Raw genomic sequence first — 16181 nt, forward strand, 5'->3', positions numbered from 1 at the left:
CCGGGCGCCCACCACTCCCGGCGCCCCGACCCCCATACCGCGACCGTTACTTCTCCGTCACGCCGGCGGAGTCGAACGTTGCCACCTCATGCATCGCCCTGGCCGCGCTCTGGACCACCGGGAGCGCCAGCAGCGCGCCCGTGCCCTCGCCGAGGCGGAGGTCCAGGTCCACCAGGGGGCGCAGACCCAGCTTGTTGAGGGCCGCCACGTGACCCGGCTCCGCACTGCGGTGGCCCGCGATGCAGGCCGCCAGGGCCTCGGGGGCGATCGCACGGGCCACCAGTGCCGCCGCGCCCGCCGAGACTCCGTCCAGCACCACCGGCGTACGCAGCGACGCGCCGCCCAGGATGAAGCCGACCAGCGCCGCGTGCTCCAGGCCGCCGACCGCCGACAGCACGCCGATCGGGTCCGCCGGGTCCGGCGCGTGCAGTTCCAGCGCGCGGCGCACGACGTCGACCTTGCGGGCGTGCATCTCGTCGTTGATGCCGGTACCGCGGCCCGTGATCTCGCTCGGGTCGATCTCGGTGTACACGGCGATCAGCGCCGCCGAGACCGTCGTGTTGGCGATGCCCATCTCGCCGGTGAGCAGCGCCTTGTTCCCTGCGGCCACCAAGTCCCGCGCCGTCTCGATGCCGACCTCGACCGCCGAGAGGACCTCCTCGCGACTCAGCGCGAGACCTGTCGTGAAGTCGGCCGTACCTGGCCTGACCTTGCGCGGCAGCAGACCCGGTGTGGCGGGAAGGTCCCCGGCGACGCCCACGTCGATGACGCAGACCTCGGCGCCGACCTGGTTGGCGAAAGCGTTGCAGACCGCCCCGCCGCCAAGGAAGTTGGCGACCATCTGCGCCGTCACCTCCTGCGGCCAGGCGGTGACCCCCTGCGCGTGCACCCCGTGGTCACCCGCGAAGATCGCGACCGCCGCGGGCTCCGGGATCGGCGGCGGGCACATCCGGGACAGGCCGCTCAGCTGCGCGGAGATGATCTCCAGCATGCCGAGCGCCCCGGCCGGCTTGGTCATCCGCTTCTGTCGCTCCCATGCCTCACCGAGCGCCTTCGCGTCCAGCGGACGGATGTTGGAGACGGTCTCCTGGAGCAGATCGTGCGGCTCCTCGCCGGGCAGGGCGCGGCGGCCGTACGTCTCCTCGTGCACGACCCACGACAGCGGCCGGCGCTTGGACCAGCCCGCCTGCATCAGCTCGGGCTCCTCCGGGAACTCGTCGACGTAACCGACACAGAGGTAGGCCACGACCTCGAGGTGCTCAGGCAGACCCAGCGCGCGCACCATCTCGCGCTCGTCGAAGAAGCTGACCCAGCCGACGCCGAGGCCTTCGGCCCGGGCGGCGAGCCAGAGGTTCTCGACGGCGAGAGCCGAGGAGTACGGGGCCATCTGCGGCTGGGTGTGCCGACCGAGGGTGTGGCGGCCGCCGCGTGTCGGGTCGGCGGTGACCACGATGTTCACCGGGGTGTCGAGGATGGCCTCGATCTTCAGTTCCTTGAACTGCTTGGCCCGTCCCTTCGGCAGCGACTTGGCGTACGCCTCCCGCTGGCGCTGCGCCAGTTCGTGCATGCTCCGCCGGGTCTCGGCGGAGCGGATGACGACGAAATCCCAGGGCTGCGAGTGGCCGACGCTGGGGGCCGTGTGCGCGGCTTCGAGGACGCGCAGCAGTACCTCGTGCGGGATGGGGTCGGAACGGAAGCCGTTGCGGATGTCGCGGCGCTCCCGCATCACGCGCAGGACGGCTTCGCGCTCGGCGTCGTCATAGGCGGGTGCGGGAGCGGTCCGGGCAGCGGCCGCCGCGGGCACCTGCTCGGGCCCGGGTGCGGGCGCGGGTGTGGGCACGGACTCAGGTGCGGGCTCGGGTGCGGGCGCGGGCTCCTCGGCCTCGACGACCTCGGCCACGTTCATCACCTCGATCACCTCGGGAGCCGACTCGGGCTCGGGCTCGACTTCGGGGGCCGGCTGGGCAGCGGTCTCCGCGGACACTTCCTGGGGCATGTCCCAGCCACCGTCACGCGGCGCGGGCACCTTGGCCCCGGCTTCCGGCTCCGGCAGGGACACCGGTTCCGGCTCCACCACGGCTTCAACTTCCTGTTCCTGCACAGACACAGGCACGGGCTCGGCCGCCGGCTCGGGCTCGGGCTCCTGTTGCATCATCTCGACCTGCACCCTCTCGGGCTGAACCACCTCGGGCTGCCCCGGCACATCGACCGGCGCCAGGTAGGGCATGGCGGGCAGCGGTCCGTCGACGGGGACGAACTGTCCGGCGGGTGTCGGCTCCGGCTCGGGGGCCGGGGCGGGAACAGCCACGGCCTCGGCAACCACCGGAGCAGGCTCAGGGACGACCGTTTCTGCTGGGACGGCGGTGAACATCTGGGGCTGCGGAGGCTGAGGGTCCCAAGGGGCTCCGGCCTGCGGCGGGATCTCACCCAGCTGCGGGCCCGGCAGCGTCCCCGCCGACCCGTCGCGCGGGACGTCGAGGTACTCCAGGCCCGTCGCGGGCGACGCGGGGCCGGGCGCGGGCACGGCGTGCGGCGGCGGTGTACCCGCCGGTCCGCGGTCGGCGAGGGAGCGCACCACGCCACCCGTGCTGTCGGGCACCGGCGGGCCCATGTGCAGCGGCCGGCGCGCGGGCGGCGGAGTCGGCGTGGCGGAGGTGGGCGGGATGCGTACGCCATTGAGGTCGACCGAACCGGAGTCACGGCCACCGGCCTCGTGCGCGCCCGGCTCGGACAGCGGCGGGACCTGTGCGGCCGCCGCGAAGGCCTCGGCCGCGGGCTGTTCTTCCGCGAAGGCCGGAGCGACCGGCTCGAGCGTCGCTGCGGACTCCGGCGCCGCAAATTCCTGAGACGCGAACTCCTGACCCGCGAACTCCCGGCCGGCGAACTCTTGGCCCGCAAACTCCTGACCCGCAAACTCCTGACCCGCGAACTCCTGACCCGCGAACTCCTGACCCGCGAACTCCTGACCCGCGGGCCGCTGCGCCGACGCGGGCACCCCGACATGCTGCTGGGAACCCAGGTGCTCGGAAAACTGCTGCTCAAAGCCCTGATGCTCGGAAAACTGCCGCCCGGAAGCCGGCTGCTCGGGCGTCGGCGCCCGGTCTCCCGACACCGGCACAGCCACAGGCGCGAGCCCACCCGCGGCGTGCGCGGGCGCCGGAGCCATCGGCATCTGCGCGACCGGCGCCTGAGCCACCGGCCCCTGCGCCCCCATGCCCGGCGCGACCGGCGCCGCGCCCGGCTGCGGGTCGCTCCACGCGCCCTGCGCACCCGGCATCAGCAGGAGATCATCTTCTTCGGGACCGTTCTCGGAGGGGCCCAGGAAGGTGTACGCGCCAGGAGCGGGGATGCCCGGCTGCTCCACCATGCCTGCGTTCTCCGGCAGCCCCTCGCCCGGGATCTGGCCGGTGTCAGTCATGCGTACCCCTCGCCCATCGCTTGTGCTCCTTCGCCCATCGCCCGGGGCACCCGACCACGGCACACCTGACGCCCGTCAACAAGAACGAGCGTGAGCGCCGCGCGGCACGATCGGCCCACGGACACAAGGCATTCTCGCGGCCGTTCGCCGCCGCGGCAGGGAGATCCGCCACGGTCCGATGTGGGCTGCGCCACGTTGCGCCTCCCCCGGTCCCGACGTACCACATACGGGAGCCAAATGGACCCCTTTTTCCGGACATTGACGAACGAAGCGACGAACGACCGGGTGCGGTACAACAATCGGCCAGCCTACCCCGCGCCGTGCGGCGGCAGGGTCAGGGGGCGCGGTCCGGCTGGCGGCCGGAGAGCAGAAAAACGACGGAACGCTCCCGCTCCGCCCATGCCGCGGTGTCCATTTCGACGGACTGCAGAAGAGCGCATTCGACGACGTAGCCGCCGGCAGCCAGTGCCGCGCCGATCGCCTCGGCCTCGTCCCGGGTCGAGGCATGGGTCACGATGCGCTGCGGCCGCCGGTCGGCACAGGCGGTCACCACCGGTACGCCCCCACCCCCGATCCGTACGACATCGGGCTCGGGCAGCCGCTCCAGCACATGCGGCGCACGGCCATGGACGATCTGGAGCTGGACTCCGGAGCGCCGTGCCGTCGCGGCGGTACGGTCGCAGGCTGCCGGGTCGGCGTCGACGGCGATCACCGCGGCGCCGAAGCGGGCCGCCTCCGCGGCGAGCGAACCGCCGGCGGAGCCGATGTCCCACACCAGGTCGCCGATACGCGGCCCCAGGCGGGCCAGTTGCGCGGCGCGCAACTGCACCGACTCGCCCTCGCCGAGGGCACCGGCGCCGGGCTCCGGCGGCAGCGCCCAGCCGCGTATCGCCGGCGGATAGCCGGGGTCGCGGCCGGCGATCCAGCCGCTGCCCGGCACGGCCGCGCTCGCCGCCCCGCCGATGACAATGACGACATTGGGGTCGCGCCAGACGTGGTCGGCGGCTTTGTCGGAGGTGAGGACGGTGACCTGCTCACGGTCGGTACCGAGTTCCTCGCAGATGACGAAGGTGCGGTGGACACCTTCCAGGAGCAGGGCGAGTTCCGCGGGCCCGGCGCCCGGGGAGGTGAGGACAGCGACTTTGGAGTGCGCCCGGCACACATTGACGGCGCGGCGCAGCGTACGCCGGTGGGCGACGACGACCTGTGCGTCGTCCCACGGCATTCCGGCCCGGGCGAAGGCGGTGGCGACGGCGGAGACGGCGGGGACGACCTCGACCTCGAGGCCGTGTTCCGGCGCGCGCAGGGTGCGCACGACCCCGAAGAAGCCCGGGTCTCCGTCGGCGAGGACGACTGCGCTGCCGCGGTGCCCGGCGATCCGGCGCGCGGCGAGGTCGACGCTGCCGAGCCGGATGCGCTCCGCGTCCCGCGGCACCTCGGGCAGCGCCAGGTGGTGCGCGGCTCCGGCCACCAGAGTGGCGGCCGAGAGGGCGGACCTGGCGGCTGCGGTGAGGGGCGAACCGTCCCAGCCAATCACCGTGACGCGGTCGGCCATCGTCGTCAGTCTCCTGGTGTTGTCGCAGGTCGGGACAGCCCGCAGGCACGGGCATGGCGAGAGTACCTGGAGCGGGCGGTGATCGGTTCTGGCGGCTGCCGTCAGTTCCAGTCGGTGAAGGAGGCGTAGCCCGCGTCCGCCATCCGGCCCGAGACGCCCTCGATGTCCTCGGGCAGCAGACTCCAGACGATCAGATCGGTGCGGATGTCGGCCCAGCCGCCGTCCTCCGTCTGCGTTCGCGCTATCCAGGCGTTACGCAGCACACCCTCGCTTATGCAGCCGATCTTCTGGGCCACCTGCTGGGACGCGGTGTTGTCGGCGGCTGTGCGCAGCTCGATGCGCTCGAACTTCTGGATCTTGAAGAGCCATTGGGCGACGGCCAGTACCGATTCGGTGGCGTAGCCCTCGCCGCGCGCCCAGGGGGCGGTCACATAGGCGACCTCGGTGGCGAGTGTGCGCCAGTTGGTGTTCTGCAGATGGACCGTTCCGACGAGCCGCTGGGTGAGGAACTCCGTGACGGCCAGGACGATGCCGCGTCCTTCGGTGCGCTCTGCAGGAGCGATCCTGCACACCCATTCCTCGGCGTGCGCCGCCGTGTAGGGCTGCGGAACTGAGGTCCAGGCAGTAACCAACTCGTCGTTCATCATCTCGGTGTGCGCCGGGATGTCGGCTTCCTCGAAGGGGCGCAGCACCAACCGCTCCGTGCTGATGGACACGTCCGGGAAGGTGGTAGTCATGCGCAGCTCCATGCCGAAGACCGTCGTAAGGGCCGTAGCCGTAAAGGCACAGCATGCAGCATCGGGTGGTGGACGCGCATGGCCGGGTGGTGAGTAGCACGAGGCCCCACGCACCTGTCGGGGTACGTGGGGCCTCGTTCAAAGGGCTTGCGGCGAGCGTTACTTGACGGCGCCGAAGGCCGGGACGACCGAGCCGGCGTACGTGTCCTCGATGAACTTCTTCACCTGGGGGGAGTTGAGGAGCTCCGCGAGCTTCTGCACGCGGGCGTCCTTCTCATTGCCCTCCTTGACGGCGAGGAAGTTGGCGTAGGGGTTGCCCTGCGCCTTCTCCAGCGCAAGGGAGTCCTTGGCGGGCTTGAGGTGGGCCTCGATCGCGTAGTTGCCGTTGATGACCGCGGCGTCGACGTCGTTCAGGGCGCGGGGCAGCGTGGCTGCCTCGATCTCCTTGAACTCCAGACCCTTCTTGTCCTGGATGTCGGAGAGCTTGGCGCCGGAGCCGACACCGGACTTGAGGGTGATCAGACCGTTGTCCGCGAGGAGCTTGAGCGCGCGGCCCTCGTTGGTGGTGTCGTTCGGAACGGCCACGGTCTGGCCGGACTTGAGCTCCTTGAGGTCCTTGACCTTCTTGGAGTAGAGGCCCAGCGGCTCCAGGTGAACATTGACGACCGGAACGATGTGGGTGTTGTTCTTCTTGTTGAAGTCGTCGAGGTACGGCTTGTGCTGGAAGAAGTTGGCGTCGACCTGGCCGCTCTCGGTGGCGGTGTTCGGCAGGACGTAGTCCGTGAACTCCTTGACCTCGAGCTTGAGTCCGGCCTTCTTCGCCAGGTTGTCCTTGACGTAGTTGAGGATGTCGGCGTGCGGCGTCGGGGACGCGGCGACGACCAGCGCCCTGGACTCGTCGGCCTTGGCGCCGGAACCGGACTTGGCGGCCGGGTCGGAGGCGGTGCCGCAGGCCGTGAGGCCGAGAGCGAGGGCGGCGGTGGCGGCGGCAGCCGCGGTGAGCTTGATGTTCTTACGCACGAAGAGTGCCTCTTTCTGGTGGTGCGGAAACGTCGCCCGGACAAGGAGTGCGGGCTTCTTGGAGTGAGGTCTGTGGGCCTGTCAGGCGGTACGGCCGCGGCGCGCCAGGAGTCGTACGACTCCGTCACCGATGAGCTGTACGACGGTGACGAGGGCGATCAGGATGACGACCGTGATGAGCATGAACTGGGTCTCGAAGCGCTGGAATCCGTAGGTGACGGCCTTGGAGCCCAGACCCTCGCCGCCGACCGCGCCGGCCATCGCCGAGTAGCCGACGAGGACGATCACGGTGGTGGTGACGGCGGAGACGAGCGACGGCAGCGCCTGCGGCAGCAGCACCTTGCGGACGATCGTCCAGATGGATCCGCCCATCGCCTGGACCGCCTCGACCAGGCCGTGATCGACCTCGCGGATCGCCGTCTCGACGAGCCGGGCGAAGAACGGAATGGCGCCGACGGCAAGCGGCACGATCATCGCGGTGGGGCCGATGAAGGTGCCGACGACCAAGGTGGTGAAGGGGATCAGCGCGATCAGCAGGATGATGAACGGCAGCGAGCGGCCGATGTTCACGATCACGCCGACGACCTTGTTCACCGGGGTGTTCTGCAGCAGTCCGCCCTTGTCGGTGAGGACGAGCAGCACACCGAGCGGCAGTCCGCCGGCGACGGTGACGAGGGTGGACCACAGCACCATGTAGAGGGTGTCGACGGTCCCCTGGCTCAGCAGCGGCTGCATCTCCGACCAGTTCACTTGACACCTTCCCCGACCAGCGCGGAGGTCTGCGCGGGGAGAGCGACCGATCCGGCGGGCGCGTCGGGGTCGACCACATCGACCTGGAGGCCCTGCTCGCGCAGGAAGCCGACGGGGACGACGTTGTCCTCGTAGCGGCCGGGCAGCTCGATGCGCATCCGGCCGATCTGCTTGCCCGCGACGGTGTCCATCGCGGCGCCGAGGATCGAGATGTCGATGTTGTACGTACGCGAGAGCTGGGAGATCACCGGCTGGGTGGCGGCCTCGCCGTGGAAGGTGACGTCGATGACCGTGCTCTCGGGGCCGGAAGCCTCGCCGCCGACCGGGAAGAGCTCCTCGGCCAGCTCGGAGCCGGGCGTTGCGAGCAGTTCACTCACCGTTCCGGATTCGATGATCTTCCCCTTCTTCATCAGGGCGGCCGAGTCGCAGATCGTCTTGACGACGTCCATCTCGTGCGTGATGAGCAGTACGGTCAGTCCGAGCTGCCGGTTGAGGTCGCGCAGCAGCTGCAGGATCGAGCGGGTGGTCTCGGGGTCGAGCGCGCTGGTCGCCTCGTCGGAGAGCAGCACCTTCGGGTCGCCGGCGAGTGCGCGGGCGATGCCGACACGCTGCTTCTGTCCGCCGGAGAGCTGTCCGGGGTACGCCTTCGCCTTGTCGGCGAGGCCCACCAGATCGAGCAGCTCGAGTGCCTTGCGGGAGCGCTCGGCGCCGGAGATCCCGAGGATCTCCAGCGGCAGTTCGATGTTGTCCTTGACGCTGCGCGAGGACAGCAGGTTGAAGTGCTGGAAGACCATGCCGATACGGCTGCGCGCCTCGCGCAGTTCCTTGCCGGCCCGGCGGCCGCGTCCGGCCAGCGCGGTGAGGTCCTGGCCGGCGACGGTCACGGTGCCGGCGGTGGGGCGCTCCAGCAGGTTCACGCAGCGGATGAGCGAAGACTTGCCGGCGCCGCTCTGGCCGATGACTCCGAAGACCTCGCCCTCGCGGACGTGCAGGTCGACGCCGTCCAGAGCGGTGACCTCGCGGCCTCGCGAATGGTGAGCCCGGTAAATTTTCGTCAGGCCCGTAGTGGTGATCACAGGGGTTTCCGTCACTGTCGAGTGCGCGGCGCGGTGTCCGCCGGGCACGGGGCATTCGGGTTTGGACAGCCGTGCGCGGTGCGGCTGATTCGGCTTGTGGCCGGGGAGCAACGCGTGCGCGGGGCAGCTCGGTCCGATGTGTTCCAGGCGGAAGATCGGATTCGGCGCGGCTGTCGGTCTCGCTTCGGGGCGCGAGGCTCAGGCAGGGGCCCTCAGTTGGCGCACATTCGACACAGACAACGAGCACCGGGCGTCATGTTCGCCTCGGTCGCAAGAGTGCGGCTGCTCGTCCTGGTCATGTCGGCAAGTAAAGCAGACGTGCCTGCCGAGCGATCAGGGCTGTCCGAATAGCGGACACCCTTGATACAGCATTCGGACGGGCTCATTCCACGGCGGTGATCTCCACTCCCCCGCCGCCGGCCTGCACAGACACGGCCGAGAGGTCGCGCACGACGACATCGGCGACGAGCTCGGAACGCGGGTGGGTTGTGGCCAAGGCCACGGTCCGCATACCGGCGGCGCGCCCCGCGGTCAGCCCCGCCGGCGCGTCCTCGAAGACGACGCAGCGCGCCGGATCCACGCCGAGCCGGCGCGCAGCGAGCAGATAGGGCTCCGGATCGGGCTTGCCGCGCGTGATGTCGTCGGCGGCGATCAAGTTCTTGGGCCGGATACCGACCTCTTCGAGCCGGGCCTCGGCAAGCCGCCGGGTGGCGGAGGTGACCACGGCCCAGCGGTCCGCGGGCAGCCGCGCCAGCAGTTCCGCGGTGCCGGGCAGCAGTACGACCCCGCCGGCCACGTCCTCGACCTCGAGCTGCTCGATACGGGCCAGGGCGTCGCGCACCGCGTCCGCGGGCAGCAGATCGGCCGCTATCTCCACCGCGGGGCGGCCGTGGAGTTCGACGCGGGCGAAGTCCTCCGCCGTGATTCCGTACTCCCGCGCCCAGATTGCCCAGCATCGGTCGACGGACTCCATCGAGGAGACGAGCGTTCCGTCATTGTCGAACAGCAGAGCATCGGCGTGGAGGATCTTCATGGGCGTCGACCATACGGGGCCGCACGGGGCCGCGCGCATCGGGCCTTTTGGCCCGTAATACTCTCGGGTCCATGCTTGACGCCCTGACGGTCGCGGTCGCCGTGACCGCGCTCGCCCTCGCCGCCTGGTGCGGTTTCGCCACCTGCCGCGACCAGCCCACAAAGGACTGGCACTTCATCGGCATGGCCGTGGTGTCGGTGCTGGCGCTCGCGCAACTGGCGGTCGGGATCGTGCAGCTGTCGCGCGGCGAGAAGGCGCAGGAGGGCACCGCGATCTTCATCGCGTATCTGATCGGCTCGTTCGCCGCGGTACCGGCGGCGGGCTTCCTGTCGCTCGCCGAGCGGACCCGCTGGGGCTCGGCGACCGTCGCGGCCGGCGCGGTGGTCCTGGCAGTGCTCGAAGTACGGCTCTACGACATCTGGGGAGGCTGACGATGGCCGAGCCCGGCACCGGAGCGCAGCAGACGAAGCAGCCGAAGCAGCGGACCCGACTCGTCCAGGGACCCGGACTCCTGCTGCTCTGGCTGTACGGCGTGATGTCGGTGGGCGCGGTGTCGCGCTCGGTCTACCAGATCCTCACCGACTACGACTCGGCACCGCTCGCCCACACGCTCTCCGCCGTCGCGGCCGTGGTGTACGCGTTCATCACGTACACCCTCGTGCGCGGCGGGGAGACGGCCCGCAGGGCGGCGCTGGTGTGCTGCGCCGCCGAGCTCGCGGGCGTACTGGTCGTCGGGACCTGGACGGTGGTGGAACCGTCCGCCTTCCCGGACTCGACGGTCTGGTCGGCGTACGGCATGGGCTACCTCTTCATCCCGGTCGTGCTGCCGATCACCGGAATGCTCTGGCTGCGCCGGTCCCGTACGGACGCGGCGCAACCCGCCGGCCGGGGCGGCCGGGGCGTGTTCCGGAAGTAGCGCCGTCGCCCGAAGGGCCGGCCCCCTACGCCCTGGTGACATACGCGCGCGCGGCGGACTCCTTCTCCAGCGTGACGACTATGAGCCGCGGGCCGACCTGCTCGCTGGACACCTGCACATAGCCGCGGCTGCGGTACAACCGCAGATTGCCGTCGCTGCGATGGCCGGTGAAGAGCTGGAACCGCCTGGCGGCCGGCTCCCCGGCGAAGCGCTCCTCGATCGCGTCCAGCAGTCGCCCGCCCAGGCCGTGGCGCTGCATCCGCGGATGGACGATGAGCTTGGCGATACGGGCGGTGCCGCCCTCGTCGACCCTGCCGCGTACGGAAGCCACCACCTCGTCACCCAGCCGCGCCACCAGGGCGTGGCCCTGTGCTATTTCGGCCCGCAGGCTCTCGAGGGACTGGGTGAGCGGCTCGATTCCGTAGTCGCCGTAGAGCTCGGCCTCGCTCTGGTAGCACAGATACTGCAGCTTGAGGATGTGCTCCGCGTCCTGCGCCGCTGCCGCTGAGATGGTCACGCTCATGCCCATGTGTGCATGCCTCCCGCTCACCTGTCCGCCGGTTGTCTACCGCTCCTTTCCCCCGTGTTCAGGAGCGCCAACCTCTGCCGTCAGCATTCTGCGCAGGCATCCCAGGCAGCGGGAACGCATCGGTCCCAGACTGCCTTGTGAGATTCCCAACGTCCCTGCGATTTCCCGGTAGGTCGGGTCGTCCGGGGACAGCATCGCGGTGAGCAGCCGCGGGCAGTTCCCCGGCGTGCGCGCGACGGCGGCCCGCAACGAGAGGCGCCGCTCGGCCCGGAGCGCGGTGCATTCGGGGCTGCCGGCCGGGTCGGCGGAGGGCTCCTGGCCGTACGGGAGTTCACGGGCGGCCGTCCGCCGGGCGCGGCGCGCCTCCGCTCGCACGGCCGATTTGACCCAGCGAGCGGCGTCCGGCGGCGGACCGTCCCCGTCGAGCCGCTCGAGCAGCCGCACCCAGACGGCCTGTTCGAGGTCACCCGCCTCCATCGCGGTGCCCGGCGCCTCGGCCGTGGCCTCGGCGCTCACCAGCGGGCGCAGCGCGCGGACCACATGGGCGGGGGTGTCTTCGAGAAGCCTCATGCCCGGCGGGACGTGCCGTCGCACGGCGGCGGTTGCCGTGCGACGGCACAGTCACCCGTTCGAGCGGGCCGGCGGTCGCCTGTGCGTCAGCCGCGGAAGTCGGCCGCGGCCAGCAGTCCCGTGTCCGAGTTGTCGGTGAAGATGCCGTCGATGCCGGTCTCGAAGTAGACCTTGAAGGCGCCGAAGGCGTCGCCGTATGCGTTCGGGTCGGTGCCGCGCCGGAAGTCGGCGGGCAGGAAGGTGTTCTCGTTGCGCATCGTGTACGGGTGCAGGATCAGGTCCTTGGCGTGCGCGTCGCGCACCAGTGACGTCGGCGTGCCCAGCTTGCCGTTCGCCTCCTTCGGGATGATCAGGTCGAGGGTCGGGCCGATGCCCTGCGCGTACGACGCGATCCACGTCAGGCCATCGGGCTTGACGAGATCGGCCACGGTGCGCGGGTCGCCCGCCTGGACGAAGTCCCAGGGGCGGGTGTTCGCGGCCGACAGCAGGACGACGCGCGGCGAGTCGACGAGCCCGGCCAGCCGCTGGATGCTGCTCGGCTCGAACGACTGGAGAAACACGGGGGAGTTGCGGCGGTCGCGTCCGTACCGGCGCAGAAGCTTGGCCAGTCGCTCCTCGAGTCCGAGCCCGAGCCCCCGGAAGTAGGTGGGGTGCTTGGTCTCGACATGGAGCCAGACGGGACGGCCGCGCCGATGGCCCTCCTTCTCGGCCCAGCGCAGCACCTCCTCGAAGGTGGGTATCGCCCAGCGGCCGTCGTAGAGCGTGTTCTCCTGGCGGTTGGCGGGGATCCGCTCCTTGGCGCGCAGTGTCTTCAGCTCGGCGAGCGTGAAGTCCTCGGTGAACCAGCCGGTGAGGCTGACGCCGTCGACGGACTTGGTGGTCCTGCGGGACGCGAACTCCGGGTGGGCCGCGACGTCCGTCGTGCCTGTGATGTCGTTCTCGTGACGGCATACGAGGTGACCGTCGCTGGTAGGCACCAGATCCTGCTCGATGACATGCGCGCCCATGTCGAGGGCCAGCTGGTATGAGCCGAGAGTGTGTTCGGGGCGGTAGCCACTGGCGCCGCGGTGGGCGATGATCGTCGGGCAGGGCAGGTCCCTGTACGAAGCATGTCCGCTATTGCGCTCGTCCGCCCGTGCTGCCGTGGAGCCGAGCCCGATGGCGGCCGTGCCGAGCATCGCCGCTCCCACTACGCTCCGACGCCCGGGACCCCTGTCCGCACCCTGTGTCATCGATGTCCTCCGTGTGATGTCCCGCACCTGTCAAGCGACGCCCGATGTTAAGCAGCTACGCCTTACATACGGCAGAGCCTGGACGAACGCAGTGGAAACACACGTCAACACTGCGTATCCGATCGATGAACCCGATGTGCGATCAGGTGTGACCCACGAGTATCGTCCTCACCTGCAGAGACTTCGCCGCCGCTACGTCCGCCCCCACGACACCCGCACATGACACGGAGGACCCGTTGTCCCGCTTGTCGCTCATCAAGGCAGTGCTAGGACCGTTCCTGCGCCTGATGTTCCGCCCACGGGTGGAAGGTGCCGGGAACATCCCGGGGACGGGGCCGGTGATCCTCGCCGGAAACCACCTCACGTTCATCGACTCGATGATCCTTCCGCTGGTCTGCGCCCGTCCGGTGTACTTCATCGGCAAGGACGAGTACGTCACGGGCAAGGGCGTCAAGGGCCGGCTGATGGCCTGGTTCTTCACGGGCTGCGGCATGATCCCGGTGGACCGCGACGGTGCCAACGGCGGTGTGGCAGCGCTGATGACCGGCCGCCGGGTGCTGGAGGAGGGCAAGATCTTCGGCATCTACCCGGAGGGCACCCGCTCCCCCGACGGACGGCTCTACCGGGGCCGTACGGGTATCGCGCGGCTCACGCTGATGACCGGCGCGCCCGTGGTTCCGTTCGCGATGATCGGCACCGACAAGCTGCAGCCGGGCGGCGCCGGTCTGCCGCGGCCGGGCCGCGTGACGGTCCGTTTCGGTGAGCCGATGGAGTTCTCGCGGTACGACGGCATGGACCGCGACCGCTATGTGCTGCGCGCGGTGACGGACTCGGTGATGACCGAGGTCATGGAGCTGTCGGGCCAGGAGTACGTGGACATGTACGCGACGAAGGCGAAGGCGGCCTGAGCCGGTGGCTCCGGGGTAGCGCGAGGTTGGGAGAAGGGCCGGACCCCACGGGGTCCGGCCCTTCTCCCGTTGTCGCTCACCCTTATGGCCGCCGTCTGTCCGACGGAAATTTCGAGGCCCCTCGGGTGGCCTTGCGGGTGCTCGACCGGCGCTCGGGACCTTACGGGTGCTCGAGGCCTTCCTCGAGCTTCTGGCCCCGCAGCATGAACCACGCCGCGACGGCCGTCGCGAAGAGTACGGCCGCGCCGATGGCGGCCGCCGTCTGGAAGCCGTCGGTGAAGGCGTCCTGCGCGGCCGACAGCATCGCCGCGCCCTGATCCTGCGGCAGGTCCTTGGCCGACTCGACCGCGCCGCCGAGTGAGTCGTGCGCCGACGCTGCCGCCTCGGCGGGAATGCCCGGCGGGGCGGTGAAGCCGCGGTAGATGCCGGTCACGATGGAACCGAGCAGGGCGATGCCGAGCGCCGCGCCCAGCTCGTACGCCGTCTCCGACACCGCGGAGGCCGCGCCCGCCTGCTCCTTGGGCACGCTGGAGAGGATGACGTCCGCGGTCACGGTGAAGGCGAGACCCGCTCCGACACCGCCGATGAACAGGGCGATGCCGAGCGCCACGACCCCGGTGGACGCGGTGATCGCCGTACAGGCCGCGAGTGCGAGTCCGACCGCCGTCAGTCCGCTGGACACCGCGCTGCGTACGGAGGCTCTGCGGGCGAGATGGCCGGCCAGCAGGCCCGCTCCCACCGCGCCGATCGCGGCGGGCAGTTCGATCAGTCCCGCCTCCAACGGCGAGCGCATCTGCACCAGTTGCAGGAACTGCGAGAGGAAGAAGACCAGGCCGGACAGGCCGAGAATGGTCAGTAGATCGGCGAGGACCGCGCCGGAGAAGCCGCGGTGGTGGAAGAGCCGCATGTCCAGCAGTGGCGAGTCGAGTGTCAGCTGCCGCCGGGCGAACCAGTACAGAGCTGCCAGTCCGATGACCGCGGCTGCCGCGATGTCAAAGCGGAACCCGTGCACCGCCGTCTCCTTGACGGCGTAGACGATGCTGACCATGCCGATCAGCGAGAGGCCGACGCTGATCAGGTCCCAGGGGCCGGGGTTGGGGTCGCGGGACTCCGGCAGCAGCTTGATGCCGACCAGTACCAGTACCGCCATCACGGGCAGGTTGATCAGGAAGACCGAGCCCCACCAGAAGTTCTCCAGCAGGAAGCCGCCGACGACAGGTCCGACCGCGGCGCCCGCGGAGGCCGCCGCGCCCCAGATGCCGACCGCCAGGCTGCGTTCCTTGGGGTCGTGGAAGATATTGCGGATCAGCGCGAGCGTGGACGGCATCAGGGTGGCGCCCGCGACACCGAGCAGGGCCCGCGCGAGGATCATCATCTCCGGGCTCGTGGCGTATGCGTTGAGGACGGAGACCGCGCCGAACGCGACCGCACCGATCAGCAGCAGCTTCTTGCGGCCGATACGGTCGCCGAGGCTGCCCATCGAGACGAGCAGTCCGGCGATGATGAACGAGTAGACGTCGCCGATCCAGAGCAGCTGGGTGCCGGTGGGCTGCAGGTCCTCGCTGAGGAACGGCGTCGCGAGCCCGAGCACGGTCGCGTCGACCGCGACCAGCAGCACGGCGAGGACGAGGACGGCCAGCGCGAGCCAGCGGCCGGGACTGCGTACCGATCCGCTCTGCGTCGTCTGCCGGTCGGTACAGGTCATTCCCTCACGCTCCGTCGTGCGCCGCCGAGCAGCAGCTCGACGATCATGTACTGGAAGTCCTTGGCAGCGACTCGCCCCTCCTGCACCGACCAGGCGCCGGAGCCGACAAGCCCGTAGAGGGCTTCGGTCAGCCAGGCGGGCGTGAGGTCGATACGGAACTCGCCCTGCTCCTGCCCCCGCCGGAAGAGCGCGGAGACACGGGCGTCGAGGCGGTTCCAGCCCTCGTTCACCTGGTCGCCCTCGAAGAGCTGGTTCTCGGTGACGAGGAAGGCGAGCAGCGGGGCGGCGGGCTCCACTTCGGCGACGAGCCGCCGCAGCGCGTCCTCGGCGGTGCCGTCGTCGAGCCGGGCTGCGTCGAGGGCCGCCTCGAACTCCTGGATGCCGAGGTCTTCGAGGGCCTTGACAAGGGAGTGCCGCCCGGCGAAGTGCCGGTGCAGGGTGGCGCGCCCGATACCCGCGGCCCGGGCCACCTCGTCCATGGTGGCGGTCGCTTTACGGGAGAGCAGGGCGGCGGCGGTACGCAGAACCTGTTCGCGGTCGACTGTCATGAGACAACCATAACCCACATGAGACATGAATGTCTCATTAGTGGGACGGGGTGAACCAGGGCGGCCTCACCTCGGCCTGCCCGCACTGCCGTACAACGACTGGCCCGAGACGCACGGAAAGGCCCCTCGCGGGACCTTCCGGAAGATGCAGTGCTTTCGGGTGACGACTTCCTGGAGCACGCGG

15 protein-coding genes are annotated in these 16181 nt (G+C 70.2%); 3 read left to right on the plus strand and 12 right to left on the minus strand.

The features are described 5' to 3' along the window. Nucleotides 1-46: 46 nt before the first annotated feature. From cobT to ACWDZ6_RS23745, 7 genes are all read right to left on the minus strand, one after another. Complete coding sequence (gene cobT, locus ACWDZ6_RS23715) at nt 47-3418, minus strand: nicotinate-nucleotide--dimethylbenzimidazole phosphoribosyltransferase (protein ID WP_451504410.1); 3372 nt, start codon at nt 3416-3418, stop codon at nt 47-49. Between the two features lie 334 nt (nt 3419-3752). Continuing rightward, nucleotides 3753-4973 (minus strand): precorrin-6y C5,15-methyltransferase (decarboxylating) subunit CbiE, encoded by a 1221-nt coding sequence (gene cbiE, locus ACWDZ6_RS23720; RefSeq protein ID WP_389182942.1) that lies wholly within the window; start codon nt 4971-4973, stop codon nt 3753-3755. A 101-nt stretch (nt 4974-5074) separates the two neighbouring features. Next, on the minus strand, nt 5075-5722 hold the full coding sequence (locus tag ACWDZ6_RS23725; protein WP_326648648.1) for a GNAT family N-acetyltransferase: 648 nt from the start codon (nt 5720-5722) through the stop codon (nt 5075-5077). Between the two features lie 147 nt (nt 5723-5869). Continuing rightward, complete coding sequence (locus tag ACWDZ6_RS23730) at nt 5870-6730, minus strand: MetQ/NlpA family ABC transporter substrate-binding protein (protein ID WP_451504411.1); 861 nt, start codon at nt 6728-6730, stop codon at nt 5870-5872. A gap of 81 nt (nt 6731-6811) precedes the next feature. After that, nucleotides 6812-7480: a methionine ABC transporter permease gene (locus ACWDZ6_RS23735; protein WP_451504412.1), complete on the minus strand. Its 669-nt coding sequence runs from the start codon at nt 7478-7480 to the stop codon at nt 6812-6814. Beyond that, complete coding sequence (locus ACWDZ6_RS23740; protein WP_451504413.1) at nt 7477-8604, minus strand: methionine ABC transporter ATP-binding protein; 1128 nt, start codon at nt 8602-8604, stop codon at nt 7477-7479. Before ACWDZ6_RS23740 ends, ACWDZ6_RS23735 begins: the two co-directional genes overlap by 4 nt. 334 nt (nt 8605-8938) lie before the next feature. After that, nucleotides 8939-9589 carry an HAD family hydrolase gene (locus tag ACWDZ6_RS23745; protein WP_451504414.1) on the minus strand — a complete coding sequence of 217 codons (651 nt, stop codon included), beginning with the start codon at nt 9587-9589 and terminating at the stop codon, nt 8939-8941. Nucleotides 9590-9660: 71 nt separating this feature from the next. Here ACWDZ6_RS23745 and ACWDZ6_RS23750 point away from each other — a divergent pair, with 71 nt between their 5' ends. After that, nucleotides 9661-10020 (plus strand): hypothetical protein, encoded by a 360-nt coding sequence (locus ACWDZ6_RS23750; RefSeq protein ID WP_451504415.1) that lies wholly within the window; start codon nt 9661-9663, stop codon nt 10018-10020. Between the two features lie 2 nt (nt 10021-10022). Continuing rightward, the gene (locus ACWDZ6_RS23755) at nt 10023-10505 is read left to right on the plus strand and encodes a hypothetical protein (RefSeq protein WP_451504416.1); all 483 of its coding nucleotides are present in this window, start codon (nt 10023-10025) and stop codon (nt 10503-10505) included. Nucleotides 10506-10530: 25 nt separating this feature from the next. Here the strand turns inward: ACWDZ6_RS23755 and ACWDZ6_RS23760 are convergent, their stop codons facing one another. The 3 genes from ACWDZ6_RS23760 to ACWDZ6_RS23770 form a co-directional block, all read right to left on the minus strand. Then, nucleotides 10531-11034, minus strand: coding sequence for a GNAT family N-acetyltransferase (locus ACWDZ6_RS23760; protein WP_451504417.1), 504 nt, complete (start codon nt 11032-11034; stop codon nt 10531-10533). Nucleotides 11035-11070: 36 nt separating this feature from the next. Continuing rightward, nucleotides 11071-11604, minus strand: a complete 534-nt coding sequence (locus tag ACWDZ6_RS23765; RefSeq protein WP_451504418.1) for a sigma-70 family RNA polymerase sigma factor — start codon at nt 11602-11604, stop codon at nt 11071-11073. Between the two features lie 86 nt (nt 11605-11690). Further along, the gene (locus ACWDZ6_RS23770) at nt 11691-12836 is read right to left on the minus strand and encodes a glycerophosphodiester phosphodiesterase (protein ID WP_451504419.1); all 1146 of its coding nucleotides are present in this window, start codon (nt 12834-12836) and stop codon (nt 11691-11693) included. 245 nt (nt 12837-13081) lie between these two features. Between ACWDZ6_RS23770 and ACWDZ6_RS23775 the strand changes: the two genes are divergently transcribed. Continuing rightward, on the plus strand, nt 13082-13744 hold the full coding sequence (locus ACWDZ6_RS23775) for a lysophospholipid acyltransferase family protein (RefSeq protein ID WP_389183028.1): 663 nt from the start codon (nt 13082-13084) through the stop codon (nt 13742-13744). Between the two features lie 160 nt (nt 13745-13904). On the opposite strand, the gene ACWDZ6_RS23780 is transcribed toward ACWDZ6_RS23775, so the two are convergent. After that, nucleotides 13905-15449: an MFS transporter gene (locus tag ACWDZ6_RS23780; protein WP_451504420.1), complete on the minus strand. Its 1545-nt coding sequence runs from the start codon at nt 15447-15449 to the stop codon at nt 13905-13907. Further along, nucleotides 15446-15997: a TetR/AcrR family transcriptional regulator gene (locus ACWDZ6_RS23785; protein WP_366735120.1), complete on the minus strand. Its 552-nt coding sequence runs from the start codon at nt 15995-15997 to the stop codon at nt 15446-15448. Before ACWDZ6_RS23785 ends, ACWDZ6_RS23780 begins: the two co-directional genes overlap by 4 nt. Nucleotides 15998-16181 lie beyond the last annotated feature (184 nt).

The sequence above is a fragment of the Streptomyces sp. NPDC002926 genome (assembly GCF_053591755.1).